This window comes from Lysobacter arseniciresistens ZS79 (assembly GCF_000768335.1).
Lineage (GTDB): Bacteria > Pseudomonadota > Gammaproteobacteria > Xanthomonadales > Xanthomonadaceae > Novilysobacter > Novilysobacter arseniciresistens.
This window is the reverse complement of the sequence record NZ_AVPT01000009.1, coordinates 1-24,448: the sequence shown is the minus strand read 5'-3', so window position 1 is coordinate 24,448 and position 24,448 is coordinate 1. Positions and strand designations below refer to the sequence as shown.

Annotated in this window: 27 protein-coding genes and 1 tRNA gene; 11 read left to right on the top strand and 17 right to left on the bottom strand. The window is 70.6% G+C overall.

Annotated features, from left to right (window positions below):
* Nucleotides 1–126 precede the first annotated feature (126 nt).
* The 4 genes from N799_RS06490 to N799_RS06475 are packed head-to-tail and all read left to right on the top strand — an operon-like array spanning nt 127 to nt 4,010.
* Complete coding sequence (locus N799_RS06490) at nt 127–516, top strand: GntR family transcriptional regulator (protein ID WP_036209656.1); 390 nt, start codon at nt 127–129, stop codon at nt 514–516.
* Nucleotides 513–1,448 carry an ABC transporter ATP-binding protein gene (locus N799_RS06485; RefSeq protein WP_081974764.1) on the top strand — a complete coding sequence of 312 codons (936 nt, stop codon included), beginning with the start codon at nt 513–515 and terminating at the stop codon, nt 1,446–1,448. Before N799_RS06490 ends, N799_RS06485 begins: the two co-directional genes overlap by 4 nt.
* Nucleotides 1,445–2,914: a hypothetical protein gene (locus N799_RS06480; protein ID WP_036209653.1), complete on the top strand. Its 1,470-nt coding sequence runs from the start codon at nt 1,445–1,447 to the stop codon at nt 2,912–2,914. The genes N799_RS06485 and N799_RS06480 overlap by 4 nt, the downstream gene beginning before the upstream one ends.
* Before the next feature lie 55 nt (nt 2,915–2,969).
* Nucleotides 2,970–4,010, top strand: coding sequence for a DUF4344 domain-containing metallopeptidase (locus N799_RS06475; protein ID WP_081974762.1), 1,041 nt, complete (start codon nt 2,970–2,972; stop codon nt 4,008–4,010).
* Between the two features lie 58 nt (nt 4,011–4,068).
* Here N799_RS06475 and N799_RS06470 read toward each other — a convergent pair whose 3' ends face one another.
* On the bottom strand, nt 4,069–6,309 hold the full coding sequence (locus N799_RS06470; protein ID WP_036209650.1) for an NADP-dependent isocitrate dehydrogenase: 2,241 nt from the start codon (nt 6,307–6,309) through the stop codon (nt 4,069–4,071).
* A gap of 160 nt (nt 6,310–6,469) precedes the next feature.
* Between N799_RS06470 and N799_RS14675 the strand changes: the two genes are divergently transcribed.
* Nucleotides 6,470–7,405, top strand: coding sequence for a PAAR domain-containing protein (locus tag N799_RS14675; protein ID WP_081974760.1), 936 nt, complete (start codon nt 6,470–6,472; stop codon nt 7,403–7,405).
* A complete protein-coding gene (locus N799_RS06460; protein ID WP_152597844.1) occupies nt 7,392–8,054 on the top strand; it encodes a hypothetical protein in 663 nt (220 codons plus the stop codon). Before N799_RS14675 ends, N799_RS06460 begins: the two co-directional genes overlap by 14 nt.
* 114 nt (nt 8,055–8,168) lie before the next feature.
* Here N799_RS06460 and N799_RS06455 read toward each other — a convergent pair whose 3' ends face one another.
* The 3 genes from N799_RS06455 to N799_RS15260 form a co-directional block, all read right to left on the bottom strand.
* A complete protein-coding gene (locus tag N799_RS06455) occupies nt 8,169–9,146 on the bottom strand; it encodes an Abi family protein (protein WP_036209642.1) in 978 nt (325 codons plus the stop codon).
* Between the two features lie 279 nt (nt 9,147–9,425).
* Complete coding sequence (locus tag N799_RS06450; RefSeq protein ID WP_052101308.1) at nt 9,426–9,866, bottom strand: hypothetical protein; 441 nt, start codon at nt 9,864–9,866, stop codon at nt 9,426–9,428.
* Nucleotides 9,863–10,849: a glycosyl hydrolase 108 family protein gene (locus tag N799_RS15260; RefSeq protein WP_203225034.1), complete on the bottom strand. Its 987-nt coding sequence runs from the start codon at nt 10,847–10,849 to the stop codon at nt 9,863–9,865. The genes N799_RS06450 and N799_RS15260 overlap by 4 nt, the downstream gene beginning before the upstream one ends.
* A gap of 120 nt (nt 10,850–10,969) precedes the next feature.
* Between N799_RS15260 and N799_RS06440 the strand changes: the two genes are divergently transcribed.
* The 3 genes from N799_RS06440 to crcB are packed head-to-tail and all read left to right on the top strand — an operon-like array spanning nt 10,970 to nt 12,140.
* Nucleotides 10,970–11,365, top strand: a complete 396-nt coding sequence (locus N799_RS06440) for a GFA family protein (protein ID WP_036209639.1) — start codon at nt 10,970–10,972, stop codon at nt 11,363–11,365.
* Nucleotides 11,366–11,416: 51 nt separating this feature from the next.
* The gene (locus N799_RS06435; protein ID WP_036209636.1) at nt 11,417–11,713 is read left to right on the top strand and encodes a hypothetical protein; all 297 of its coding nucleotides are present in this window, start codon (nt 11,417–11,419) and stop codon (nt 11,711–11,713) included.
* A 13-nt stretch (nt 11,714–11,726) separates the two neighbouring features.
* Nucleotides 11,727–12,140, top strand: coding sequence for a fluoride efflux transporter CrcB (crcB, locus tag N799_RS06430; RefSeq protein WP_238978819.1), 414 nt, complete (start codon nt 11,727–11,729; stop codon nt 12,138–12,140).
* A gap of 270 nt (nt 12,141–12,410) precedes the next feature.
* Here the strand turns inward: crcB and N799_RS06425 are convergent, their stop codons facing one another.
* Nucleotides 12,411–12,725, bottom strand: coding sequence for a DMT family transporter (locus N799_RS06425; RefSeq protein WP_036209633.1), 315 nt, complete (start codon nt 12,723–12,725; stop codon nt 12,411–12,413).
* Nucleotides 12,726–12,876: 151 nt separating this feature from the next.
* Here N799_RS06425 and N799_RS06420 point away from each other — a divergent pair, with 151 nt between their 5' ends.
* On the top strand, nt 12,877–13,227 hold the full coding sequence (locus N799_RS06420) for a tRNA-binding protein (RefSeq protein WP_343122748.1): 351 nt from the start codon (nt 12,877–12,879) through the stop codon (nt 13,225–13,227).
* Nucleotides 13,228–13,446: 219 nt separating this feature from the next.
* Here N799_RS06420 and N799_RS06415 read toward each other — a convergent pair whose 3' ends face one another.
* The 11 genes from N799_RS06415 to N799_RS06365 all read right to left on the bottom strand — a co-directional run bounded on the left by N799_RS06415 (nt 13,447) and on the right by N799_RS06365 (nt 22,699).
* Nucleotides 13,447–14,157, bottom strand: a complete 711-nt coding sequence (locus tag N799_RS06415; RefSeq protein WP_036209630.1) for a UPF0149 family protein — start codon at nt 14,155–14,157, stop codon at nt 13,447–13,449.
* A 57-nt stretch (nt 14,158–14,214) separates the two neighbouring features.
* Complete coding sequence (locus tag N799_RS06410) at nt 14,215–16,191, bottom strand: BCCT family transporter (protein ID WP_036209627.1); 1,977 nt, start codon at nt 16,189–16,191, stop codon at nt 14,215–14,217.
* 97 nt (nt 16,192–16,288) lie between these two features.
* Entirely contained in the window at nt 16,289–16,795 is a 507-nt protein-coding gene (locus N799_RS06405; RefSeq protein WP_036209625.1) for a hypothetical protein, read from the bottom strand.
* A gap of 46 nt (nt 16,796–16,841) precedes the next feature.
* Nucleotides 16,842–17,159 carry a LysM peptidoglycan-binding domain-containing protein gene (locus N799_RS06400; RefSeq protein ID WP_036209622.1) on the bottom strand — a complete coding sequence of 106 codons (318 nt, stop codon included), beginning with the start codon at nt 17,157–17,159 and terminating at the stop codon, nt 16,842–16,844.
* 111 nt (nt 17,160–17,270) lie between these two features.
* Nucleotides 17,271–18,092, bottom strand: coding sequence for an NADPH-dependent 7-cyano-7-deazaguanine reductase QueF (queF, locus tag N799_RS06395; RefSeq protein WP_036209619.1), 822 nt, complete (start codon nt 18,090–18,092; stop codon nt 17,271–17,273).
* A gap of 7 nt (nt 18,093–18,099) precedes the next feature.
* Nucleotides 18,100–19,428 carry an amidohydrolase gene (locus N799_RS06390; protein ID WP_036209616.1) on the bottom strand — a complete coding sequence of 443 codons (1,329 nt, stop codon included), beginning with the start codon at nt 19,426–19,428 and terminating at the stop codon, nt 18,100–18,102.
* A 44-nt stretch (nt 19,429–19,472) separates the two neighbouring features.
* Nucleotides 19,473–19,778, bottom strand: a complete 306-nt coding sequence (locus N799_RS06385; RefSeq protein WP_052101306.1) for a DUF421 domain-containing protein — start codon at nt 19,776–19,778, stop codon at nt 19,473–19,475.
* Nucleotides 19,779–20,142: 364 nt separating this feature from the next.
* Nucleotides 20,143–21,240: a cell division protein ZapE gene (gene zapE / locus N799_RS06380; protein WP_036209614.1), complete on the bottom strand. Its 1,098-nt coding sequence runs from the start codon at nt 21,238–21,240 to the stop codon at nt 20,143–20,145.
* The gene (locus tag N799_RS06375; RefSeq protein ID WP_036209611.1) at nt 21,233–21,937 is read right to left on the bottom strand and encodes an alpha/beta hydrolase; all 705 of its coding nucleotides are present in this window, start codon (nt 21,935–21,937) and stop codon (nt 21,233–21,235) included. Before N799_RS06375 ends, zapE begins: the two co-directional genes overlap by 8 nt.
* Before the next feature lie 150 nt (nt 21,938–22,087).
* Nucleotides 22,088–22,603 carry a c-type cytochrome gene (locus N799_RS06370; RefSeq protein ID WP_036209608.1) on the bottom strand — a complete coding sequence of 172 codons (516 nt, stop codon included), beginning with the start codon at nt 22,601–22,603 and terminating at the stop codon, nt 22,088–22,090.
* A 19-nt stretch (nt 22,604–22,622) separates the two neighbouring features.
* A tRNA-Arg gene (locus N799_RS06365) sits at nt 22,623–22,699 on the bottom strand.
* A gap of 111 nt (nt 22,700–22,810) precedes the next feature.
* Between N799_RS06365 and ubiA the strand changes: the two genes are divergently transcribed.
* Complete coding sequence (ubiA, locus tag N799_RS06360; RefSeq protein WP_036209605.1) at nt 22,811–23,710, top strand: 4-hydroxybenzoate octaprenyltransferase; 900 nt, start codon at nt 22,811–22,813, stop codon at nt 23,708–23,710.
* Nucleotides 23,711–23,934: 224 nt separating this feature from the next.
* On the opposite strand, the gene N799_RS06355 is transcribed toward ubiA, so the two are convergent.
* Nucleotides 23,935–24,448: ComF family protein (locus N799_RS06355; RefSeq protein WP_036209602.1), on the bottom strand; the 514-nt coding region annotated here is incomplete at its 5' end.

Here is a 24,448-nt window from a genome sequence, read left to right as displayed (position 1 = left end):
GGGCGGCAAGCAGGAGGCGTTTCATCGCGGCGGTCCCGGTGGCGGAAAGGCGGCCAGCGTAGCGCAGCGGCAACCGCGCGCAGAAAGTGCTTGACATCGCCCAAGTGTATCGTTGTAGTAATACACATGGACGCAACCCTGCTGCACATCCAGCCCGCCGCGCCGCAGCCGATCTACCGGCAGATCGCCGAGCAGATCCGCCGCCTCGTCGCCGGCGGCCAGCTCGCCGCCGGCACCACGCTGCCGTCGGTGCGCGACGTCGCCGCCACCCATGCCATCAACCCGATGACGGTCTCCAAGGCCTACAGCCAGCTGGAGGCCGAAGGCGTGCTCGAGCGCCAGCGCGGCAAGGGCATGGCGGTCGCCGCCGGGGCCGCCGCGCCGCCATCGCCGGCGCAGCGCTGGGACCTGCTGGAACCCGCACTCGACGCGCTCGCCCGCCAGGCCGGCGAGCTCGAACTTCCGCCGGACGAGGTCATCGCCCGGCTCCGCCTACGGATGGAGGAACACGCATGAACGCCGTCGCCAACGCAATCGCCCCGGCCGCCGCGCCGCTCGACCTGTCGCAGCCCGGCATCGAGCCGCCGCTGGCCGCCACCGCCATCGACAAGCGCTACGACGGCCAGACCGTGCTCGCGGGCGCCTCGTTGCAGCTGGAGCCGGGCGCGGTGCTCGGCCTGATCGGCCGCAACGGTGCCGGCAAGTCGACCCTGATCCGGGTCCTGCTCGGGCTGGTCGAACCCGATGCCGGCCAGGCGCGCGTCTGGGGCCAGTCGTCGCTGATGCTCGACGACGCCCGCAAGGCGCGGCTGGGCTACGTGCCGCAGCAGCCCGAGGCGCTGTCGTGGCTGAAGGTCGGCGACATGCTGGATTTCGTCGGCCGCTTCTACCCGCGCTGGGACGCCGGCTTCGTCGCCGCCACGCTCGACCGCTGGGGCCTGCCGCGCAACAAGGTGCTGGCCAAGCTGTCGCCCGGCGAGCGCCAGCGCGTCGCGATCATCCGCGCGCTGGCGCCGCGGCCGGACCTGCTGGTGCTGGACGAACCGGCCGCCGCGCTCGACCCGGTCGCCCGCCGCGAGCTGCTGCGCGAGATCGCCCAGCGCGCCGGCGAGTCCGGCACCAGCGTGCTGTTCTCGACCCACATCGTGTCGGACCTGGAGCGCGCCGCCTCGCACGTCGCCTTCATGCACGAGGGCCGGGTGGTGCTGCAGACCGAGCTGGACACACTGAAGGAGCGCCACCTGCGCCTGCGCGTGCCGGCCTCGGCGGCGGCCCAGCTGGACGGCCGGGTGCCGGGCGAGGTCGCCCGCCGCGCGCTGGCCGACGGTGCGCTGTCGATCGTGATCGTGCGCGACGAGGGCGACGCCTGGCCGGCGCTGGCGACCGCACCGGGCGTGCACGCCGACGTGCTCTCGCTGGAGGACCTGTTCGTCGAGGTGGCGGAGTGAACGCCCGCGCCTACCCGTTCGAGACCGACAGCTTCGGCTGGCGCACGCGCCACGCGGCGGCACTGCTGGGCAGCTGCGCCAGCCGGTCGATGCGGGTGCTGGCGGTGGCGCTGGCGGTGGCGTTCGGCGCGCTTTCCGCGCTGGCACTGGCGACCATCGACAACGGGGAGTGGTTGTCGGTCACGCTGTTCCTGTCGGGCCTCGCGGTCTCGGCGTTGTGGGGCATCTGGCTCGCGCGGCTGGTGCTGCTGCACACCGAGGCCCGCCAGTCGCGCACGCCGGGGGTCGAGATGGCGATCGGCGGCACTGTGTCGCTGGCGTTCCTCGCGACGGTGCTGCTGCCGTCGCTGCTGCTGGCCGCCGGCGGGATCGACTTCGCGCTGTCGGTGTGCGCGCTGGCGCTGGCTGCCGGCGCCGGCGTGCTGGTCGCGACCCTGCCGCGGATCTTCTATCTGCTGTTGTGCCTGGCACCGCTGCTGCTTGGCCTGCTGTACTCGCTGGCCGAACGCCTGTTGCCTGCGGGCGCGCTGGAGCTGCCGCCGATGCGCACCGAGTACATCACCTGGGCGGTGCTGCCGGTGCTGGCGCTGGCCGGCTGGCGCTGGTTCAAGGTCGCGCGGCAGGCGCCGGACGATGCGCGGTCGGTCTGGTGGCAGCCGGCGGTGACCGCCAACCCGCGCACCGGCGGCGGTTTCGACTGGCTGTCGGGCGACGCGTCCAGCGCACAGCTGCCGGACTGGCTGTGGCCGGCCGGGCAGACCTTCGGCGCGGGCCCGGCGCGACCGGTGCGGGCCATGCGCGCGCTGATGGGCACGCCGTTCGCGCCGTTGTCGGGCGGGCAGCTGGTGGTCCAGCTCGGCATCGGCGTGGTGGTCATCGCCTACTTCCTGCTGCAGATGGACGGCGACCCGCACGATGCCAGCACCCTCGTCGGCGGCGCGGCCGGCGGCGCGGCGGTGATGGTGGTGATGTACGCGCAGCGGCTGGAGGCGATCTACCGCAAGCCGGGCACCGAGCTCGACGAACTCGCGCTGCTGCCCGGCCTGGGCGACATGCCGCTGCGTCGCACGCGGCTGCTGTCGGCGGTGGCGCGCGCGCCGGCAATTGCGATGGCGATGGTGCTGGTGCTGCTGCTCGGCCTGGGACTGGCGATCGGTCTGGAGCCGCGGCTGCTGGCGCTCGTGGTGATGGCCGGCGTCGGCGTCGTGCTGACCACCGCGCTGTCCTGCCTGCGCCCGCTGGCCGGACTGCCGATGAACGGTTGGCGCATGCTGCTGCTGGCGGCGCCGGTGCTGCTGCTGGCGATGGGCACCATTACCTATGCCACCGCGGTCAAGGCGCCGGGCCCGACCACGCCGCTGGTGCTCGCACTGACCTGGCTGGCCGCCTACGCACTGCTCGGCCTCGCCATCGCCGCGGCCTGGCGCCGGCTGAACAATCGCCCGCACCCGTTCCTGCCGTACTGACGCCGGGCACACGCCGCCGCCGTAGGATGGCGGCGTGCGCAAGGGGGGGCGACCGATGCTGGGCAGGATTCTCGCGGGACTGATGCTGGTGCTGGTCGGCGTTGTCGTCGGCGCCTGGGGCTACGCCACCGCGGTGGCCGATGCCGCCGACGCGCCGCAGCCGCCGGCGGTGCCGCCGCCACCCCCGGCCGCGCCCGAACCCGACCCCGCGGCCGAGCCGCCCACCCCCGACCCGGTCAACTTCACCTACCGCTACCTCGACCCGCTCGACCCGGCGATGGCCGCCACCGCCGCCCGCGTGCGCGAGGAAGACCTGCTGCGCCGCCTGCCCGAGGTCAAGTGGCTCGACGGCCTGCTGCTGCTGCCGGCGCCTGTCACCTACGTCGCCACCGCCTGCGGCAAGCCCGACGCCTACTACCTGCCGGCCAAGCGCGAGGTGGTGCTGTGCTACGAGACCCTGCACGCGCTGTACGCTCAGGGCGAGCAGCTGGCGGCCACCGGCGGCAGCGCGCTCGAGCTGCCCGACATCCCGGCCGACCAGCTGGCCGAGCGCTACGTCTGGGCCAACCTGCGCTTCATCGTCGCCCACGAGACCGGCCACGCCCTGATCGACCTGCTCGACCTGCCGATCACCGGCCGCGAGGAGGACGCCGTCGACCAGTTCGCCACCGCCCTGATGCAGCGCATCGGCGGCGAGGACGAATCCCCGCGCGAGGTCGCCCAGAACCTGCGCATGGCCAGCCACTCGTTCCTGGCCGAGGCCGCCACCGACGTCAGCCTGCAGGCCTACGCCGACATGCACTCGCTGGGCCTGCAGCGCTACTTCAACCTGCAGTGCCTGCTGTACGGCTCCGACCCGGAGCGCTTTGCCGACATGGTCGACCGCGGCGACCTGCCCGAGAGCCGCGCCAAGACCTGCCCCGCCGAAGCCCAGCGCGCCAACGACGCCTGGGTCCGCCTGCTCGCCCCGCACCTCGCCCCCGCCTACGAGATGACGGCCGAGGAAGCCGAAGCCTGGCTGCAGGGCCGCGCCCGGAGCCGCGGCGAAAACGGCGTCCCGGCCGCGGTGGAGCCCACCCCCGCCAAACCCCTGTAGGAGCGACGCAAGTCGCGACCGCGCAGACCCCCCGCGCGCGGCCGCGACCCGCTTCAGATCACAACCCCGCCAGCGCCGCGTTGAACGTCGCGCTCGGCCGCATCGCCGCGCCCACCTTGGCCAGGTCCGGGTGGTAGTACCCGCCCATCTCCACCGGCTTGCCCTGCACCGCGACCAGCTCGGCGACGATCGTCTCCTCGTTCTCCGCCAGCGCCTTCGCCAGCGGCGCGAACTTCGTCTTCAGCGCCGCGTCCGCATCCTGCGCGGCCAGCGCCTGCGCCCAGTACATCGCCAGGTAGAAATGGCTGCCGCGGTTGTCGATGCCGCCGAGCTTGCGCGACGGCGACTTGTCGTTGTCGAGGAACGCCCCGTTGGCCGCGTCCAGCGCGTCCGCCAGCACCTTCGCCTTGGCGTTGCCGGTGGTCTGCGCGACATGGTCCAGCGACGCCGCCAGCGCCAGGAACTCGCCGAGCGAATCCCAGCGCAGGTAGTCCTCGGCCTCGAACTGCTGCACGTGCTTGGGCGCGCTGCCGCCGGCGCCGGTCTCGAACAGCCCGCCGCCGGCCATCAGCGGCACCACCGACAGCATCTTCGCGCTGGTGCCCAGCTCCATGATCGGGAACAGGTCGGTCAGGTAATCGCGCAGCACGTTGCCGGTCACCGAGATGGTGTCCTCGCCGCGGCGGATGCGCTCAAGCGACAGCTTCATCGCCTCCACCGGCGACAGGATGCGGATGTCGAGCCCGCTGGTGTCGTGGTCCTTCAGGTAGACCTCGACCTTGGCGATCAGCTGCGCGTCGTGCGCGCGCTGCGGGTCCAGCCAGAACACCGCCGGCGAGTGGCTGATGCGCGCACGGCTGACCGCCAGCTTCACCCAGTCCTGCACCGGCAGGTCGCGGGTCTGGCACATGCGCCAGATGTCGCCGGCCTGCACCGCGTGCTGCAGCAGCACCTTGCCGGCGGTGTCGACCACCCGGATGGTGCCGTCGCGCGGCGCGCGGAAGGTCTTGTCGTGGCTGCCGTACTCCTCGGCCTTCTGCGCCATCAGGCCTACGTTGGGCACGCTGCCCATCGTCGCAGGGTCGAACGCACCGTGGGCCTTGCAGTCCTCGATCACCGCCTGGTAGATCCCCGCGTAGCTGCGGTCGGGGATGATCGCCTTCGCGTCCTGCAGCTCGCCGGCCGCGTTCCACATCCTGCCGCTGTCGCGGATCATCGCCGGCATCGACGCGTCGACGATCACGTCGCTCGGCACGTGCAGGTTGGTGATGCCCTTGTCCGAGTTGACCATCGCCAGCGCCGGGCGCTCGCCGTACAGCGCATCGATGTCGGCCTTGATCGACGCCTGCAGCTCCGCCGGCAGCGACGGCAGCCGCGCGTACAGGTCACCGATGCCGTTGTTGGCATCGAAGCCCGCCTCCATCAGCTCGCGGTCGTACCTGGCCAGCACCGGCGCGTAGAAGCGGTTGACCGCCACGCCGAAGATGATCGGGTCGGAGACCTTCATCATCGTCGCCTTCAGGTGCAGCGAGAACAGCACGCCGGTCGCCTTGGCGTCGTCGATCTGCGCATCGATGAACTGCGCCAGCCGGCGCGTGTCCATCACCGAGGCGTCGATCACCTCGCGGTCGGTCAGCGAGGTCTTCTCCTTCAGCACCGTGGTCACGCCGTCGGTGCCGACCAGCTCGATGCGCACGTCGGTGGCGCTGTCCACCGTCACCGACTGCTCGCTGCCGTAGAAGTCGCCGCCGTCCATGTGGGCCACGTGCGAGCGCGAATCCGCCGACCACTTGCCCATCCGGTGCGGGTGCTTGCGCGCGTAGTTCTTGACCGACAGCGGCGCGCGGCGGTCCGAGTTGCCCTCGCGCAGCACCGGGTTGACCGCGCTGCCCTTGACCCGGTCATAGCGCGCCTTGGCGTCGCGCTCGGCATCGGTCGCAGGCGTGTCGGCGTAGTCCGGCAGCGGGTAGCCCTGCGCCTGCAACTCCTTGATGGCCGCCTTCAGCTGCGGCACCGAGGCCGAGATGTTGGGCAGCTTGATGATGTTGGCTTCCGGCGTGGTGGCCAGCTGGCCCAGCTCGGCCAGGTGGTCGCCGACCTGCCGGTCCGCCGGCAGCACGTCCGGGAACTGCGCCAGGATGCGTCCGGCCAGGGAGATGTCGCGCGTTTCCACCTCGACCCCGGCGGTCTCGACAAAGGCCTCGACGATCGGCAGCAGCGACTGCGTGGCCAGGAAGGGGGCTTCGTCGGTGAGGGTGTAGATGATCACCGGGTTCTGGGGCTGGGGGGTGTCGGACATGGGGGTTCGGTTCCTTTGAGGGAGTGGCGCATGCAGCTGCGCGGCAGCCCGCATTGTCGCGCCCGCGCAGGGGTAGGGCAAAAGGCCGGCGTACGCTGACGGATGTGGCCCGCCGCGGTACCGTGACGCCTCGGAGCTTTTCCCGACCGGAGTGGGAGCCATGACAAGGATGTGGATTGTTGAACGGGACACGACCACCAGTGGCGGTCGGGTTGTCACCTTCACCCCGTTTACCGACGTGGACGGGAAGGGTGTCGCCCGGTTCGGCGACAAGGCCACGTGCCCGACTCACAAGGGGACGTTCCCGATCGTCGGCGGATGTGATCCGACGACGATCATCGACGGACAACCCGTTGCACTGCATGGCGCAACCCTTAGCTGCGGCTGTCAGGTGCTCGCAACCGCCCAGATCCGCGTGTCGCTGGAAGCCGGAGCGGTGCGAACCGCCGCGACGCCTCCGGCACCTGTGTTTCAGGCTGCATCCACGACGCCCGCCGCCGGTCACCTGCACGATCACCTTGCGACCAACTTCAATGAAGGGGGCGGCGAGGCAGACGTAGCCAAGGCGCGCGATGCGGTGCGGTCGGCCAACGCCGCTCTGCGCCAAGCGGGCGCCTTCCGCCCCTATCCGACCGAACTCGCCGCAGCCAAGGCGTGGCGCGGCGAAGTGCTGCCGGTGGCCGACGACCACGGCGTCGAGATCGGCGCGTTGATCACGCGCACCCCCGACGGCAACTACCACCTGGGCGGCGCCTACAGCGCGGGCGCCTACGACAACTGCAATGGACTGCTGGAACACGGCCCCTATACCCAGGGCGAGCTGGTCGCGTATGTGCATACCCACCCCTATCCCGGCGGATGGGTCGGCAAGGACCGCGGCTATTCCTGGGGACAGACGCCCGACGATGTTGTCGGCGCAAACATGGGCGCGGGCATCGGCTCAGGCGATTTGGTAAGTGCGTTCACCGTCCGCAAGAACGCCTACATCGCCGACTCCGCCGGACTGCACGGCTGGGTATATGACGACTACATGGCATTGCTGGAACAGGACCGCCTGCGCGTCGTGCGGCTTGGAGAAAGCTATGTCACCTATTGAGTCGTCCGATCGCCGCAGGCCGCGATTGGGACTGGCCCTCGCACTCGGATTGGGGGCCGCTGTCGCCGTCGTTGCCGCCACCCTCGCACTCGCGCCCCCGGACGAATGGACTGCCTACCTCGCGGCTCGCCCGATCGACTGTAGCCCGGCCGAGAATCCTGCCGCGGCGCAGGTGCTGCACGCCACGCATCGTGACGGTGGACTCGAGCACCTGTCCTACACCGTGGGCATCCACCCGCCGGGACCGATAGCGCCCACCGTTGCCGTCCGCGCATTCGACGGCTGGCTGCTGGGTCGCGACCACGGCGAGTTCGGCGGCGAGCTGGTCTACCGCGATGGCAACGGGACCGACCGGATGCTGGCAGACATCAACATCCGGGGTATCCAGCCGATCCCCGATGGCTTCCAGGTCGTGGCCGGGCGGGGCTTCATGGATTCCATGAACGGCGTCGGTTCCATCATCACGGTCACCGAGCAGGGCGACACGGTACACACGACGTCGGTGGAGTTGCCCGGCGCCCCGACCCGCTGGCACCGGCTGGCTTCGGGGGCGCTGCTGGTCCGGACGCTGGAGAAGAACGTACTTGTCCCGGTGGGCGGGGAGGCGCGGGAAGTGAAGTGCCGTCCTGCCCAGTCCGACGGGAATTAGCAGCGGCTGACCCGTTGTCCCCGGCGGAATTGACAGCAATGGTCCGAACGCCTAACGTTAGCGTCAACACGGCCCCCGCCTCCCTGCAAATCGCTGGGAACTGCGCGGGGGTTTTTATTTGCGTGTCCACCAGGCTTCCCACCCGTCGGGTGCTCCCATATCGGTCAGGGAAAGCTTCCGGCTCGATTGTTGCCTGGGGAAGTGGTTCAGGTGCTCTGCCACCTGCGCCGCCCAGCGGGTCTCGGGGAAAAGCGCTCGCAACATGTGCCGTGCAATCGCCAACAGCAGGAATGGTTTTGCAACCAGGGAGGGCTGGCCGATGAAGGCATCACACCACTCCAGTTCGCTAGGCCCGCACAGCACCGGCTGATCGATCACGTTTCGGTTCCACAAGCGGCTGTGGTGTGCCGCGAGGTTGCGCAGGTAGTTCAGCGACCGCAGCCAGCCGAGCAGTACTCGGGTATCCGGCACTCCGTACTTGTCCGCGATGTTTCGCAGGGCGGAAACTTTCATCATCGAGAACAGTTGGGAGACGCTGCCGAAATCCATCACCTCGACCGCCACCCAGATCGGCAGGTCGGCGCCGTGGCGCTCCCTGTAGTGCTCAACGAAATCCTCCTTGGAGCGATCGAGAAGCGAGTCGAACCGGGAGCGCCACTCCTCGTACCGCGTACGGCCCGTGCGGCGGTTCGTCTTGCTGGCGACGGCATGAAGGGCTTCGGTTCCGAGATGCGCGAATGCCCCGCTGCGCCCGAGTTCGTACGCCGCGTCCACTCGAAGCGCGATCTCGATCCGCTCCATCGCGTCGAGCACCAGCAGGCGCAGCTTCTTGTCGAACAAGTACAGCTCGTACGCATCCGAGAAGTGGGTGTCGCGCACGAACTCGTCAGTCCTGACCGTCGTCAGAGCGTGGGTGCCAGGATCCTGCACGTGCCGGAACACCCGGAACGGGTACCAGTAGGCGCTCAGGCGGTAATAGCCGATGCGCTCCAGACAGCGAAGCGCAGCCTGCTCATCGGACACCTGTAGCCCGCGCGATCGCAGCAGCTCCAGTTGCTCCTCAAATGACTTCCATGGTCGGTCGTATGCCATGACGCTCCTTGTCCGGGGTCACCATGCCCCGTGATGCCCCCCCGGAGTCTACTCACGCGGGTGCCACGACCCGGAAAACCGCTTGTCATTAAGATGATTTCCGCATGCGGGTCAGACTTAGTCCTGCGCACGCTCACTCTGGCAGCGTGTGCCGCCTCCTCCACCCGCAAACCCTGTTCGAACACCCGCTCAACCAAAAGGGCTCGACCGCAAGGCGTTGATTCGCACCTCCAGTCTTCCGGGATCACCCCGGATGAACAACCTACTGAGAGATCACATCTAGCGCTCGACTCGATGCAGCACCGCCGAGTCGGGGCCGTAGAAATCGCCGCCGGTCGGCGGTTCCACGGTCGTCCATTCCAACCGGTCGCCACTGGACTTCAGCACGGCCATGCCGCCGGTCGCGCCGAACGTCGAATCGAAGTAAACGGTGGCCGACCCATCCGGGTGAACCACCCCTGCAAGGTTGTCGCCGCTCTCCGGGTCGCAATCGATCTTCCCGCCGAATCGGGTCACGAAGCAGTAGGAGCCAGCGAGCGTCTGACCGGACACGCGCAACTCGACCGTGAGCACCGAGTAGGGGACATCGCTGCCGTCGCGCAGGACTTCCTCTTCCCAACTGCCGGCCAGGGCGGATGATCCCGAGTCGGCTCGGGTTGCAGCGCAGGCGCTCAAGACGATGCAGGTGAAGGCGATGACGATGGCTTTCAGACACTTCATTGACCCACTCCCAGGCAGCGGTCGACACGGGCAAGCCAGCCCTTGAGAAACTTCTGATTGCTGTTGCGGCTGCCGTCCCGGTTGAAGGTCAGGGAGCGGTAATAGTCCTTGCGTGCGTCCGCGATGGCGTTGAGCAGCGCCTCCTGATCCGGCACGTCGTTGATGGCGTCGATGGTCTGTCCACCCATCGCATTGTCGACAGTGACGTCCGCCCCGAACCGCCCCGAAAGCACCTGCTGTACCTCGCGGACGGCCTTTCCCGAAGTGATGGTCCAGTCGTACACCATCAGGGCGACGCGCGGGTTGTCGATCCTGCAGAAGCCGCGGGGCTCCCAATAGCGCTTGCGGTAGATCGTCTCCGCCTGGTCTTCGGTCAGTCGCTTCAGGTTCTCAAGTGTTGGATCGACGCCCAGGTCGGTCTTTGCATAGTTCTGCCACGTACGCCATGCGATGCCCATGTTCGTCGCGCCACCGGCATCGTCGGGATCGTCGACAAACCCGCCTTCGTTGGCGAGCACAACGCGGGACACCTTGTGGAACCTTGCTTCGCAGTCGTCGGGTCCGGCGCCTTCCGGCGCCTCGACGTCCGCTGCGGTGACGGCCGATACATCCGCAAGATCCGCCCCCAGGCCAGAACCGCTGTTTGGCATGAACTGCCGCGTACCTACGGGTTGCGCACCGCCGTCGCTCATCGAAGCGGGCGCTGCGGAGGCGCCAGGTGCGGTGGTGTTGAGCACACGGAACTGCTGCGTGGCCAGTACCTGGCAACCGCACGCGAGCGTTGCCCCGTGCAGGGCCACTTCGGCATCGTCGATGACGGTGGTGGGGTCGTAGCCACCCACGATCGCGAACACGCCCTTGTGTTGGGGACAGGTCGCCTTGTCGTTGCGCCGGGCAACGCCCTTCCCGTCGATATCGGTGAACTGCGAGGCGGTGACCACCCGCCCGCCGCTGGTGGTGACATCACCCAGTACGATCCACATCCGTGACACGGCAATCTCCATATCGCCTTGAAACCGGGCGCAGCATAACAAGGGGATACAGGCCCCGGTCGCTGCGCGTCCTGCGATGCCCGACGGATCGTGGCCGTGTAGATTCCCCCCATGACCACCCGCCACGCCTCCTGCAGCTGCGGCCAGCTCACCGCCACCACCACCGGCGAGCCGGTCCGCATTTCGGTCTGCCACTGCCACGCCTGCCAGCGGCGCACCGGCAGCGTGTTCGGCGTGCAGGCGCGGTTCCCGCAGGACGCGGTGACGGTCGCCGGCGACAGCACGGTGTTCGCGCGCACCGGCGACGCCGGCACCGCCGCGCGCTTCCACTTCTGCCCGGTGTGCGGCGCCACGGTCTACTACCTGATGGACGCGATCCCCGGCATGGTCGCGATCCCGGCCGGCGCGTTCGCCGACGCCGGCTTCCCGCCGCCGCGGGTGTCGGTGTACGACGCGCGCCGCCACCCGTGGGTGCGGCTGCCCGACGCCATCGAACGTTTCGAGTGACGCGTAAGCTGCCCGGCATCCGCACAACGCAACCGCACACAGGGGCAACACATGACCGATCCATCACCGACGCGCGCGCTCGGCACCGGCGCCAAGGTCTTCGTCTGGGTCGCGGGCATCCTCGCCGCGGTCAACCTGGCCGATTTCGTCGCCGGCGGCTGGGCGATGGACGAGCTGCTCACCGGCCTCGGGCTGGGGCTGATCGCCTACGGCACCTGGCGCAACGATTTCGGCACCCCGCGCGACGCCGCCGGCGAGCCGGTGCCGGTCGACGCGACCGGGCGCTGGGCCTCGCTGCTCGGCATCGGGCTGGTGCTGGCCGGGCTGGTGCTGGAGGCGCGGGTTTGACCACGGCGCACCCGTGGCCGGCGCCGGGGCGTCGCGCGTGGCGCTGAAGGAGCTGCTGCTGGTCGGGCTCGGCGGGTTCGCCGGCTCGGTCGCGCGGTATGCGCTGGGCGGCTGGGTGCTGCACTTCGCGGGGCCGACGCGGTTCCCGCTCGCGACGTTCGCGGTCAACCTGGCCGGCTGCCTGGTGATGGGGCTGCTGGCCGGCGCGGTGGCGCGCTACGGGGTGTTCGGGCCGGGCACGCGGCTGCTGCTGTTCACCGGCGTGCTCGGCGGGTTCACCACGTTCTCCGCGTTCGGGCTGGAAGCGACCCAGCTGGTCCGCCGCGGCGAGTTCGCGGTGGCGGCGCTGTACGCGGGCTCGAGCATGGTGCTCGGCATCGCGGCGGTGTGGGTGGGGATCCGCGCGGTGGCGATGCTGCCGCGCTGAGCGGGGCGTGGGCATCCACCGGCGGGCGCGGCATCCATTTGCCGGTTGGGGCGACGCGGGCCGCGACCTGTGGGTCGGTAGGCAGGGTCGGCGGGTCGCGACTTACGTCGCTCCTACATGGGGCGGTGCGTCGGTGCACGGGTGGTGGCGATGCGTGCGGCGGTAGGAGCGACGTGAGTCGCGACCTGTACGTCGGTTGGCGGGGTCGGCGGGTCGCGACTTGCGTCGCTCCTACAGGAACCGGGGCGCGCGGACGGGGGCGGGCCGCCGCTACGACGACAGCTTCATCAGCACCAGCCCGGACACGATCAGCGCCGCGGCGGTGACCCGCATCGGGGTCAGCGGTTCGCCGAGGAAGGCGGCGCCGGCGATGAACGCGCCAACCGCGCCGATGCCGGTCCAGACGGTGTAGGCGGTGCCCAGCGGCAGCTGCCGCATCGAGAACGCGAGCAGGGCGAAGCTGGCGGTCATCGCGACCGCGGTGACGAGGCTCGGCATCAACCGGGTGAAGCCTTCGGACTGCTTCATCGAGAACGCCCAGACCACTTCGAGCAGTCCGGCGAAGAACAGGGAAATCCAGGCCATGGCAGGCTCCTGGTGGTGCCAGGCCGTCCTGGTCGTGGTGCCCGCAACGGGGGAGGTCGTCCTCCGCGCGGAAGGATAGCAACGGTGGCCTGGCGGTTCCGCGCGGGCGGCTGAAGCGTGCGGACGCCGGCGGCGGCGTAGGATGCCGCGCATGGAGACGACGATGGACACGATCGGTTTCGAGGACTTCCTGAAGGTCGAGCTGCGGGTCGGCCGCATCGTCGGCGCCGAGGTGTTCGCGCAGGCCCGCAAGCCGGCCTACGTGCTGCGGGTCGACTTCGGCGAGGCGATCGGGGTGCGCAAGTCGAGCGCGCAGGTCACCGCGCTGTACACGCCGGACGAGCTGGTCGGGCGGCTGGTGGTGGCGGTGGTGAACTTCCCGCCCAAGCAGATCGGGCCGCTGATGTCGGAGTGCCTGGTGACCGGCTTCCACGACGCGAACGGCGACGTGGCGTTGTGCGTGCCCGATCGGGAGGTGCCGCTGGGAACGCGGTTGTTGTGAGGATGGGGCGCGGTGGGGCGGGAGCCCGTGGCCGCGGGCACCGGATGGTCGCCTGGATGTAGGAGCGACGTGAGTCGCGACCTGTACATCGGTAGGCGGGGTCGGCGGGTCGCGACTTACGTCGCTCCTACGAAAAGCGGTGAATGGGCGTGCCCCGGACGATTACGGATCAAGGATTACCGGCACGGCCCATCGGCCGCGGCGCGCATCCCGTCCGGCTCAGCTCGCGCCGCAGCACTTCTTGTATTTCTTGCCGCTGCCGCATGGGCACGGGTCGTTGCGGTCGGGGGTGGCGTCGCGGCGGATCGGTTCGCGCGGGGTCAGGGCGTCGATGCGGTGGTGGTGCAGGTCGGCCAGCATGTCGGGCAGGCCGGCGATGATCTCCAGCCGCTCGCGGTAGCTGATCGGGGTGGCCGGGGCGGTCGGGTCCTCGGCCAGCACCTCGCCGCTGGCCAGGCGGTCGAGCAGGCCGAAGATGTCGTCGATCCACTCGTTGTCGTCGAGCCACCGGTCCCACTCGGCCTCGCGCAGGGCGACCGCGGTGAAGAAGCCCAGCGCCCAGTCGCGGCCGACGTCGAGTTCGTCGTCGGCTTCCTCCTCCGGGTCCTCGGGCAGCCACAGCAGCGGGGCGAGGTGGTCGGGCAGGTCGTCGTCGCCGTGGCGCACGCGGGCGGTGGCCATGTGGTGGTGGGCCAGCAGCAGGGTGACGACCTCGGCGCGCTCGGCCTCGTCGTCCCAGCGCGGCGGCTTGCCCCACACGTCCGGCTCCCACGCCGACATCGGCAGCGCCTCGCCGGGCGACACCGCCAGCGCCGACAGGTAGCCGTCCAGCGCCTCCAGGTTGAAGCCCTTGAACGGCACCGCGCGCTGTTCGAGCAGGTCGGCCAGGCGCTCGATCTGGGCGTCGTCGAGGTGGGTGGGCTTGGTCATCGGTCGGGTCTCGGCGGGGGATGTCACGGGCGGCAATGGTAGCCGGCGGGGCCTTGCTCAGCGCACCGCGGCGAGGAAGTGCAGGTGGCGGCCGTAGTGGTCGAGCACGTCGTTGATCACGGTCTCCCCGCGCCAGCCCATGATGTCGTAGTCCTGCCCGCCCTCGCGCAGGTGGACCTCGGCGCGGTAGTACTTCAGTGCCTCGGCGCGCTCGTCGCGGGTGTCGTTGAGCACGAAGGCCGGCGGCTCGTACGGGCGCGGCCGCACCGAGTAGTGGAAGTCGATCTCCTCGCCATGACCGACCTCCACCCACACCCGCCCGTCGTCGCCGTGTTCGACCACCGCGTCCAGCCCGCGCCGGCGCAGCTCGGAAGCGACTTCCTGCAATGCCGGCTCGACGGTCTCGTGCAGGTACTCGACCACCTCGGCGCGGGTCGGGTGGTGCAGCATCTGGCCGAGCCGCTGCTTCCAGTTGAGCGCGGCGTGCGGCCCGTGCGGCCCGACCCGCGCCTCCCGCAGGCTGGTGCGCTTGGCGCCCTCGATCCGCAGTGCCCGCAGCAGGCCCCAGCACATCACGATCATCACGATCGCGAACGGCAGGGCGCTGGCGATCGACGCGGTCTGCAGCGCGCCCAGCCCGCCGGCGACCAGCAGCGCCGCGGCGATCACGCCCTCCAGCACCGACCAGAACACCCGCTGCCAGGTCGGCGAGTCGCCGGCGCCGCCGGAGGTCAGCATGTCGACCACCAGCGAGCCGGAGTCCGACGAGGTCACGAAGAAGGTCACCACCAGCACCGTCGCCAGCAGCGAGGAGACCGACGCCAGCGGCAGCTCGCCGAGGAAGCGGAACAGCGCGACCGACTCGTCGGTGGCGACCGCGTCGGCCAGCCCGGTGATGCCCTGCACCATCACCATGTGGATCGCGGTGTCGCCGAACACGGTCATCCACAGGAAGGTGAAGCCCAGCGGCACCAGCAGCACGCCGACGGTGAACTGGCGGATGGTGCGGCCGCGCGAGATGCGCGCGATGAACATGCCGACGAATGGCGACCAGGCGATCCACCAGCCCCAGTAGAACAGCGTCCAGCCGCCGATCCAGCCGGTCGGCTGGTAGGCGTAGAGGTTGAACGTCATCGAGAACAGGTTGGACAGGTAGGCGCCGGTGTTCTGCACCAGCGTCTGCAGCAGGAAGATCGTCGGCCCGGTGACCAGCACGAACAGCAGCAGGGCGACGGCGAGGATCAGGTTGAACTCCGACACCCGGCGGATACCCGCGTCCAGCCCGAACCCGACCGAGAGGGTGGCGAAGGCGGTGATCACCGCGATCAGCGCGACCTGCACGCCGGTGCCGACCGGGATGCCGAACAGGTAGTCCAGCCCCGAATTGACCTGGATCGCGCCGAAGCCCAGCGAGGTGGCGACGCCGAACAGGGTGCCGAGCACGGCGAAGACATCGACCGCGTGCCCGATCGGGCCATGGATGCGCCGGCCGATCAGCGGGTACAGCGAGGAGCGGATCGCCAGCGGCAGCCCCTGGCGGAACGAGAAGTACGCCAGCGCCAGCCCGACCACCGCGTAGATGCCCCACGCGTGCAGGCCCCAGTGGAACATCGTGATGCGCATCGCCTGCCGCGCCGCGGCCACCGTCGCCGGCTCGCCGACCGGCGGGCTGGTGTAGTGCATGATCGGCTCGGCCACGCCGAAGTACATCAGGCCGATGCCCATGCCGGCCGAGAACAGCATCGCGAACCACGCGGTGTAGCTGTAGTCGGGCTCGCTATGGTCGGGGCCGAGCTTGATCGCGCCGTAGCGCGAAGCCGCCACCGCCACCACGAACACCAGGAAGCCGGCCACCGCCAGCACGTAGAACCAGCCCGCGCTGTGGATCACCCAGCCCTGCACGGCGACGAACATGCGCTCGGACTCGTGCGGCCAGATCACCGCGGCCCCGACGAACACCAGCACCAGCGCGAACGAGGTGAAGAACACCGGCGGGTTGATGCGGTGGCGGGGACGGGTGGCGGGCGCGGTCATCGGTGTCGGCGGTTGGCGTGGTCCGGAAAAAAAAGAGGGCGCGAGAGTGCTCGCGCCCAGCTTGCCCGCGTTAGCGGAGGAGAGAGATGTCGCTCTTTCAGCGGACCGTGAATGTGCTGGTCTCTGCCTGGGTGCCGTTGATCCAGACCTCGGCGGTGTAGCTGCCGGCCGGCCAGGCGTTGGCGTTCTCGAAGGTGAAGTTGGTGGTCTCGGCGCCGGTGGTGGTGATCGTCTCGGACTCCTCGCCGGCCTGCTGGCCGTCCTGGTACTTCAGGCGGACGGTGACCTCGGCGTTGCTGGCCGCGCCGTTGGTCGCGACCGAGACGATGATCGGGTCGTTCACGCCGAAGGTGCTGGTCGGGTTGGTGATCGACAGGTCGGCGCCGGCGGCGGTGCCGAGCGTGACCGAGCTGACGTCGAGCGCGGCCGTAGCGGTCGGTGCCGGGGCGTCGGCCGGCGGCAGCGGGGCCGGTGCCGGCTCGCTGGCGACCGGCGGGGTGATGCCGGTGTCGGCGGTGGTGTCGACCTCGTCCTTCTTGCAGCCGGCCATGACGACACAGGCGAGCACGGCAGCGGCAAGGGCATGGCGGGGGGTGAGGCTCATCGGGTGGTTCTCCTTGAGGGTTCGGCCGCGGGGCTGGCCGCGTGGCTCAGTCGGCGTCGGTGTCGTGCGGGGGGATGCGCAGCACCTGGCCGGGCTGGATCAGGTCGGGGTCGTCGAGCTGGTCGCGGTTGGCCTGGAAGATCCGGTTCCACTCGCCGGCCTTGCCGTAGAAGCGCTTGGCGATGTGCGACAGGGTGTCGCCGCTCTCGACCGTGTAGGTCTGCTCGCCGCCGTCCACGACGTCGGCGCTGGTGTCGACGCTGCTGCTCACGCCGGAAAAATCGGCCTTGCGGCCGGTGGTGTCGCCGGTCGTGTCGACGCTGGAACTCACGCCGGAAAAGTCGGCTTTCCTGTCAGGGGTCATGTGCATCGGGCCTTCTGGTAAGGGCGCGCACAACATGACAGCCGGTTTGTTAAGCGGTGATGTCGCAAACGTGAACGGGCCGCTTACGAATTGCCGCGGCGACGCGGCGCGCTACTGGCGCAGGTCGCGGCCGGCGGCGGGCGCGGCGGTGCCCGGGGTCGCGCGCCACGGGTTGATGTCGAGGCCACCGCGGCGGGTGTAGCGCGCTTCCACCGACAACTGATCGGGCGCGACCCGCTGCATGAGGTCGATGAAGATGCGCTCGACGCACTGCTCGTGGAACTCGCAGTGGTCGCGGAACGAGACCAGGTAACGCAGCAGCCCGGCGCGGTCGATCCGCGGGCCGCGGTAGGCGACCAGCACGCGCGCCCAGTCGGGCTGGCCGGTGACCGGGCAGTTGGACTTCAGCAGCGCGCTGGACAGGGTCTCCTCGACGATCCCGGTGGCGTCGGCCTGCAGGAAGTCGGCGCGCGGCGGGCCGTAGTGATCGATCGTGACCGGCAGGTCGTCGATGCAGTGGACGCGGGCATCGTCGGCCCGGTCGAACCCGGGCAGCCCGAACGCGACCGCGACCGGCGCGCCGGCCACGCGCGAGAGGTCGTCGGCGATGCGCTCGCGCACCGCGTCGTCGTCGTCGAAGCGGCTGGCGTTGAACGAGTTGAGGTAGAGCTTGAGCGACTTCGACTCGACCAGGTTCGGCGAATCGGCCGGCACGGTCAGCGTCGCCGTCGCCACCCGCGGCTTGCCGAGGCGGTCGAGCCAGCCCAGCTCGTAGGCGTGCCAGCGGTCGTGGCCGGCGAACGGCAGCGCCGCGGCGTCGCCAAGGCCGATCTCGCCGCGGCCGAGCGACCGCGCGATCGGGAACAGCAGCGACGCGTCGTACCCGTGCGGGTAGTCGACCTGGCGGCCGAGGGGGAGGTCGGAGGACGTCATCCGCGCATTATCGCGCGCCGTGCAGGTAATCCAGCGTCACCTGCAGCATCGCGCGCAGGCCGAGGTCGAGCGAGGACTCGTCCAGCATGAACTTCGGCGAGTGGTTGCCCGGCGCGGTCGCGGGGTCGATGCCGGGCGCGGTGGCGCCGACGAAGAAGAACATCGACGGCACCTCGCGGGCGTAGTAGGCGAAGTCCTCGGCGCCCATCTGCAACGGCGGTTCGATCACGTTGGCGGCGCCGGCGACCGCGCGCAGGCTCGGCAGCATCCGCGCGGTGAGGTCCGGGTCGTTGACGGTGACCGGGTTGCCCTCGCTGTCGGGCACCCGGGCGTCGGCGGTGGCGCCGTGGGCGGCGGCGACGTGTTCGGCGACGTTTTTCAGGTCGGCGTGGATCTTCTCGCGCATGCCCTCGTCGAAGGTGCGGATGGTGCCGACCAGCTCGACCGAGTCCGGGATGATGTTGTAGCGGATGCCGCCGTGGATCGCGCCGAAGCTGACCACCGCCGGCAGTCTGGCGATGTCGCTGCGACGGCTGACCACGGTCTGCGCGGTGCCGACCAGGTCGGCCGCGGCGACGATCGGGTCGACCCCGCCCCACGGCCGCGAACCGTGCGTCTGCACGCCCTGCACGGTGATGGTGAACTTGTCCGACGCCGCCATCAGCGGACCCTGTCTAACGCCAATCGTGCCGGCCTGCAGCGACGAGAACACGTGCAGGCCGAACATCGCCTCCGGCTCGAAGTCGGAGAACAGGCCGTCGTCGAGCATCATCGACGCGCCGCCGTCCTCGCCGGCCGGCGCGCCTTCCTCGGCCGGCTGGAACACCAGCATCACCTCGCCCGGCAGCTCCTCGCGCATCGCCACCAGCGCGTCGGCGACGCCGAGCAGGATGCCGGTGTGGGCGTCGTGGCCGCAGGCGTGCATGACGCCGGTCTGCTGGCCGTTGAAGGTGGTGGTCGCCTTCGACGCGAACGGCAGGCCGGTCTGCTCGGTCACCGGCAGCGCGTCCATGTCGGCGCGCAGCGCGATCCGCGGGCCGGGCTTGCCGCCGGTGATGATCGCGGTGACGCCGTGGTGGGCGATGCCGGTACGCGGCTCCAGGCCGAGCCCGCGCAGGTGCTCGGCGACCTTGGCCGCGGTTTCGGCCTCGCGGTTGGACAGCTCCGGGAACTGGTGGAAGTGGCGGCGCAGCGCGACCACGTCGTCGCGCAGGCGCTCGGCGGCGGCGCTGACTTCGGGGCGTTCGGTGGCGGCGGGTGCGGTCGCTGCGGTCTGCGCCGCGGCGGTCGGGGCCAGCAGGCTGGCGAGCAGGGCGGGCAGCAGCAGTCGGCGCATCGGTGGTCCCCCGGATGTGGTCCGCCGATCCTAGCGCGCCGCGCTCAGTTCTTCCGCGGGATCACCGAGATCGTTCCGCCGCGCTCCAGCACCGCGTATTTCACCTGCGACAGGTTCTCCAGCCCGTGGCTGCTGCGTGCGGCCTCCAGCACGTCCTCCACGTCCACCCGGGCGCGGTCCATCCGCTCCTGCAGCGGCTTGCCGTCCTCGACCACGACCAGCGGTGCGTCGTCGAGCCAGCGCTCGGCGGTCTTCGAGTGCTGCTTGATGAAGGCCAGCCCGAGCTCCATCAGCACCAGCGTGCTGACCAGCACCAGCGCGGTCGTCACCGAGAAGTCGTCGCCCATCATCCCCTGCGATGACGAGCTCGAAGGTGTCGCCGGCCGGCAGCGCCGCGGTGTCGATCTCGAACGCGAGCCGGTCCGGCATCTGGTAGCGGCTGAAGCGCGGCCAGGTCGCACTGAACGCACCGGTCTCCGCATGGCCGGACGCGAGCGGCCCCTTGCCGCCGAACAGTCCGGCCAGCGTCGCCAGCACGCCGGCGGACAGCAGCGCGACGCCGACCCGCCGCACCGCGAACATGTGGCGCTGGAAGTCGAGCTGCTGGTCGAGGTCGAGCCCCTGGGACTCGCGTGGTCGGCTCATGGCGTCGGTCCGTGGACAGTCCGGACCGACTATTGGCGCGGCGATGTTCAGGCCGCGTGTCGGTGGTGGTCAGCCGCGGTGTTCGAGCGCGAGGTACTCGGCCGACTGCATCTCGATCAGGCGCGAGGCGGTGCGCTCGAACGCGCCGACCAGCTTGCGGCCGGTGTACAGCGCCGGCGGCGCGGCGGCGGCGGTGCAGACCAGGTTGACGTGGCGGTCGTACAGCTCGTCGACCAGGTGCACGAAGCGGCGGCCGGGGTCGTCGTTGCCGCCGTCGAAGCAGGGCACGCCGCCGACCAGCACGGTGTGGTACTCGGTGGCGATCTCGATGTAGTCGCCCGCCGAGCGCGGGCCTTCGCACAGCGCGGCGAAGTCGAACCAGGCGTGGCCCTCGGCGAGGCAGCGCACCGGGATTGGCCGGCCGTCGACCACCAGCGGGCCGTCCTCGCGCGGGGCGCCGGCGGTCAGCTCGTCCCAGCGCTCGCGCAGCCAGTCGTCGCTGCCGGCGTCCAGCGGTGCGCGGTACACCGGCGAGCGGGTCAGCGCGCGCAGCCGGTAGTCGGTGTCGCTGTCCATGTAGAGCACCTTGCAGTGGCGCTCGATCAGCGCGATCGCGGGCAGGAAGCGCTCGCGCTGCAGGCCGTCCTTGAACAGCCCGGCCGGTTCGATGTTGGAGCTGGTCACGAGTGCCACGCCCTCGGCGAACAGGCGCTCGAGCAGGCGCCCGAGCAGCATCGCGTCGCCGATGTCGGTGACGAAGAACTCGTCGAGCACCAGCACCCGCAGGTCGTCGCGCCACTGGCGGGCGATGGTCTTCAGCGGGTCGGACTCGCCGGCGTGGGCGCGCAGCTGCGCGTGGACCTCGCGCATGAAGCGGTGGAAGTGGGTGCGGCGCTTGTGCGCGATCGGCAGGCCGTCGAAGAACAGGTCGATCAGGAAGGTCTTGCCGCGGCCGACCCCGCCCCACAGGTACAGACCCTGCGGCGCCGGCGCCGGGATGCCGCGCAGGCGGTCGAGCAGGCGCTGCTTCGGCGGCGCGACGAGCGCGGCGTGCAGGCGGTCGAGTTCGACCAGCACCGGGTGCTGGGCGGGGTCGTCGTTCCAGTCGCCGCGGGCGACGCCGGCGGCATAGCGCGCGCTGGGCAGCGCCGCGTCGGGCTCAGTCATCGGGGGTGGTGGTCGCCGCCGGCAGGTACGGCCGGATGCCGTTCTTGACCGCGCCGCGCAGGTCCATCAGGCGGCGGTGGAAGAAGTGGCTGGTGTCGGGGATGCGGACCAGTTCGGGCGGCTGCTTCAGGCCGTCGACCCAGGCGTACACGGCCTGCGGGTCGACGATCTCGTCGGCCTCGCCCTGCACCACCAGCCACGGGCCGTCGAACGGGGTGACCCGGTCGAAACCGTAACCGCGGTTGGCCGGCGGCGCGATCATCACCAGCATGCCCGGCTTGAGCTCGGCCGCCATCCGGTAGGCGACGTACGATCCGAAGCTGAAACCGGCCAGCCAGACCTGCGCGTCGGGCCGCTGCGCGCGCACCCACTCGAACACCGCGCGCAGGTCCTCGCCCTCGCCGTCGCCGTGGTCGAACGCGCCCTCGGAGGCGCCGACGCCGCGGAAGTTGAAGCGGACCGTGCTCGCGCCGCACAGGTGGAACGCGCGCGCGGTCATCGTCACGACCTTGTTGTGCATCGTCCCGCCCTCGGTCGGCAGCGGGTGGCAGACCACGCAGACCAGCGGCCGCGGCGGGACGTCGGGCTCGGGGCCTTCGACGATCGCCTCGATCGCGCCGGCCGGGCCGGACAGGGTCAGTGCGACGGGCTTGCCGGCGCGGAAGTCGTCGCCGGCCGGGAAAGTGGGGGTGTCCATCCGGCCATGATACGGCGCGCGGTCGGGGTGCTGGTGCGAGGCCGGCGCGTGCGGGCCGGGCGGGGTTCCGGCAAGACGCCGCGCTGGACGCCCGGCCACAACGGAAAACGCCGCCCGGAGGCGGCGTCTTCGTCTGCACGGCGGGGCCGGTTACTGCAGGTTGTCGAGCATCCAGTCGACGGTGGCGATGACCTGCTCGTCGGTCAGGGCCGGGTTGCCGCCCTTGGCCGGCATCACGCCGGTGCTGCCGGTGTAGCCCTCGATCGCATGCTGGTGAAGCACGTCGATGCCCTGCGGGATGCGCGAGGCCCAGTCGGCCGCGGCCATGGTCGGCGCGCCGCCGGCGCCGGAGGTGTGGCAGCCGGTGCAGAGGTTGTTGAAGATCACCGAACCGTCGAGCGTGCCGCCGTAGGCGACCTGGGCCGACGCGGCGGCGGCCGCGGCCGCCTGCGCGGCGGCCTGTGCCGCGGCACCGGTGCTGCCGGCGTAGACCGCGCCGACCGGGGCGATGCGCGCCTCGATCCGCCGCGTCACGCCTTCCGGCACGTCCTGCGGCAGCGAGCGGTGCGCGAACCACGCCACCAGGATCAGGCCGAGCGTCACCAGCACGAGGAAGCCGATGACCATGGAGAATTTCTTGAGGAACTCGAGGTCGTAGTTGCGCACGATCCACCAAACGTAAGGTTGGCGCGCCCGGAGGGATTCGAACCCCCGACCAATGGCTTCGGAAGCCACTACTCTATCCGGCTGAGCTACGGGCGCCTGGCTTGGACGCGCAGCCGGCCGGGCCGGGCACGCGAGCAGGGCATTCTAGCGGCAAAAGCGCGGCCGTGTCTGGCGCGGTCGCGGCCGCCCTCCGTTACCCTGCGCGCCATGAGTGACGAACGATCCGACGCCGCGGCCGAACCGGCGCCGTGGAAGACCCGGCTGGCGCTGTACTGGAAGCTGACCCGCAATGACCGCCCGATCGGCTGGCTGCTGCTGCTGTGGCCGACCTGGTGGGGCCTGTGGCTGGCGGCCGGAGGCGTGCCGCCGCTGTGGACGTGGTTCGTGTTCACCGCCGGGGTGTGGCTGACCCGCTCGGCCGGCTGCGTGATCAACGACTACGCCGACCGCTGGCTCGACCCGCACGTCGAGCGCACCCGCAACCGCCCGCTGGCGACCGGCGCGGTGCGCGGGCGCGAGGCGCTGGCGCTGTTCGCGGTGCTGATGCTGGCGGCGTTCGCGCTGGTGCTGACGCTCAACCGGCTGACCGTGCTGCTGAGCTTCGTCGGCGTGCTGCTGGCGGCCAGCTACCCCTACCTCAAGCGCCACACCTACCTGCCGCAGGTCTACCTCGGCATGGCGTTCGGCTGGGGCATCCCGATGGCGTTCGCCGCGGTCACCGGCGAGGTGCCGGCGCTGGCGTGGCTGCTGTACGTCGCCAACATCCTGTGGTCGACCGCCTACGACACCTGGTACGCGATGGTCGACCGCGAGGACGACCTGAAGGTGGGCAGCAAGTCGACCGCGATCCTGTTCGGCGAGATGGACCTCGTCGCGCAGGGCGTGCTGTACGCGCTCTTCTTCGCGGCGCTGGCGCTGGTGGGGCAGCGCGCCGGGCTGGGCGGGTACTACTGGGCCGGCTGGGGCGTGGCGCTGGTGCTGGTGGCGTGGGAATTCGTGACCACCCGCCGGCGCGGGCGCGATGCGTGCTTCCGGGCGTTCCTGCACAACCACTGGGTCGGGCTGGCGGTGTTCGCCGGGATCGCTGCGGATCTGGCGCTGTGGTGAGGGGCGTTGCGGCGGCCGTGCCGACGAAGGTCCGCGGCGTCGGGACTCCTGTAGGAGCGACGTCAGTCGCGACCCACTGACAGCCGTTCGGCCGCGCTCAACCCGATGCAGCGGTCGCGCGATCGCGGAAGCGCGCTGATCGTCGTTCTTTTGAGGTCAGTGGGTCGCGACTGATATCGCTCCTACGTAGAGCGGCGGCGGATGCGGGCGCGTGCCGGGCGCGGCTACGGCACCCGCGCGCACACCCAGGCATCGACCCGCGCGACGCCGGCGCGGCGCAGCGCGTCGGCGGCCGCGTGCAGGGTCGCGCCGGTGGTCATGACGTCGTCGACCAGCACCGCGTGGGCCGGCAAGGCGACGCCCGGGACGACCCGGAACGCGTCGCGCAGGTTGGCGCGGCGGGCGTCGGCGTCGAGCGTCGACTGCGGGTCGGTGTGGCGTACCCGCACCAGCGCGCCGGCCTGCAGCGGCAGTCCGAGGGTGGTGGCCACCGGGCGGGCCAGTTCCAGCGCCTGGTCGTAGCCGCGCCGGCGCAGGCGGGCGCGGTGCAGCGGGACCGGTACCAGCGTCGCGGGCGCCGGCCACGCGTGCGCGAGCGGCGCCAGCGCGACCGCCATCAACCGGGCCAGCAGCCGGCCGGCGGCGAGGTCGCGGTGGAACTTGAAGCGCGGCAGCAGGCGGTCCAGCGGCGGCCGGTAGAGGCAGGCGGCGCGGGCTTCGGCCAGTGGGAGGTCGCCG

Bases quoted from the DNA above. Each gene is read 5' to 3' on its own strand.
- N799_RS06470 (WP_036209650.1), bottom strand. From the start codon at position 6,309: ATGTCCGACACCCCCCAGCCCCAGAACCCGGTGATCATCTACACCCTC.
- zapE (WP_036209614.1), bottom strand. From the start codon at position 21,240: ATGACTGAGCCCGACGCGGCGCTGCCCAGCGCGCGCTATGCCGCCGGC.
- ubiA (WP_036209605.1), top strand. From the start codon at position 22,811: ATGAGTGACGAACGATCCGACGCCGCGGCCGAACCGGCGCCGTGGAAG.
- N799_RS06390 (WP_036209616.1), bottom strand. From the start codon at position 19,428: ATGCGCCGACTGCTGCTGCCCGCCCTGCTCGCCAGCCTGCTGGCCCCG.
- N799_RS06490 (WP_036209656.1), top strand. From the start codon at position 127: ATGGACGCAACCCTGCTGCACATCCAGCCCGCCGCGCCGCAGCCGATC.
- N799_RS06410 (WP_036209627.1), bottom strand. From the start codon at position 16,191: ATGACCGCGCCCGCCACCCGTCCCCGCCACCGCATCAACCCGCCGGTG.
- N799_RS14675 (WP_081974760.1), top strand. From the start codon at position 6,470: ATGACAAGGATGTGGATTGTTGAACGGGACACGACCACCAGTGGCGGT.
- N799_RS06375 (WP_036209611.1), bottom strand. From the start codon at position 21,937: ATGGACACCCCCACTTTCCCGGCCGGCGACGACTTCCGCGCCGGCAAG.
- N799_RS06455 (WP_036209642.1), bottom strand. From the start codon at position 9,146: ATGGCATACGACCGACCATGGAAGTCATTTGAGGAGCAACTGGAGCTG.
- N799_RS06415 (WP_036209630.1), bottom strand. From the start codon at position 14,157: ATGACCAAGCCCACCCACCTCGACGACGCCCAGATCGAGCGCCTGGCC.
- N799_RS06435 (WP_036209636.1), top strand. From the start codon at position 11,417: ATGACCGATCCATCACCGACGCGCGCGCTCGGCACCGGCGCCAAGGTC.
- queF (WP_036209619.1), bottom strand. From the start codon at position 18,092: ATGACGTCCTCCGACCTCCCCCTCGGCCGCCAGGTCGACTACCCGCAC.
- N799_RS06450 (WP_052101308.1), bottom strand. From the start codon at position 9,866: ATGAAGTGTCTGAAAGCCATCGTCATCGCCTTCACCTGCATCGTCTTG.
- N799_RS06385 (WP_052101306.1), bottom strand. From the start codon at position 19,778: ATGATGGGCGACGACTTCTCGGTGACGACCGCGCTGGTGCTGGTCAGC.
- N799_RS06440 (WP_036209639.1), top strand. From the start codon at position 10,970: ATGACCACCCGCCACGCCTCCTGCAGCTGCGGCCAGCTCACCGCCACC.
- N799_RS06485 (WP_081974764.1), top strand. From the start codon at position 513: ATGAACGCCGTCGCCAACGCAATCGCCCCGGCCGCCGCGCCGCTCGAC.
- N799_RS06400 (WP_036209622.1), bottom strand. From the start codon at position 17,159: ATGACCCCTGACAGGAAAGCCGACTTTTCCGGCGTGAGTTCCAGCGTC.
- N799_RS06425 (WP_036209633.1), bottom strand. From the start codon at position 12,725: ATGGCCTGGATTTCCCTGTTCTTCGCCGGACTGCTCGAAGTGGTCTGG.
- N799_RS15260 (WP_203225034.1), bottom strand. From the start codon at position 10,849: ATGTGGATCGTACTGGGTGATGTCACCACCAGCGGCGGGCGGGTGGTC.
- N799_RS06420 (WP_343122748.1), top strand. From the start codon at position 12,877: ATGGAGACGACGATGGACACGATCGGTTTCGAGGACTTCCTGAAGGTC.
- N799_RS06475 (WP_081974762.1), top strand. From the start codon at position 2,970: ATGCTGGGCAGGATTCTCGCGGGACTGATGCTGGTGCTGGTCGGCGTT.
- N799_RS06460 (WP_152597844.1), top strand. From the start codon at position 7,392: ATGTCACCTATTGAGTCGTCCGATCGCCGCAGGCCGCGATTGGGACTG.
- N799_RS06405 (WP_036209625.1), bottom strand. From the start codon at position 16,795: ATGAGCCTCACCCCCCGCCATGCCCTTGCCGCTGCCGTGCTCGCCTGT.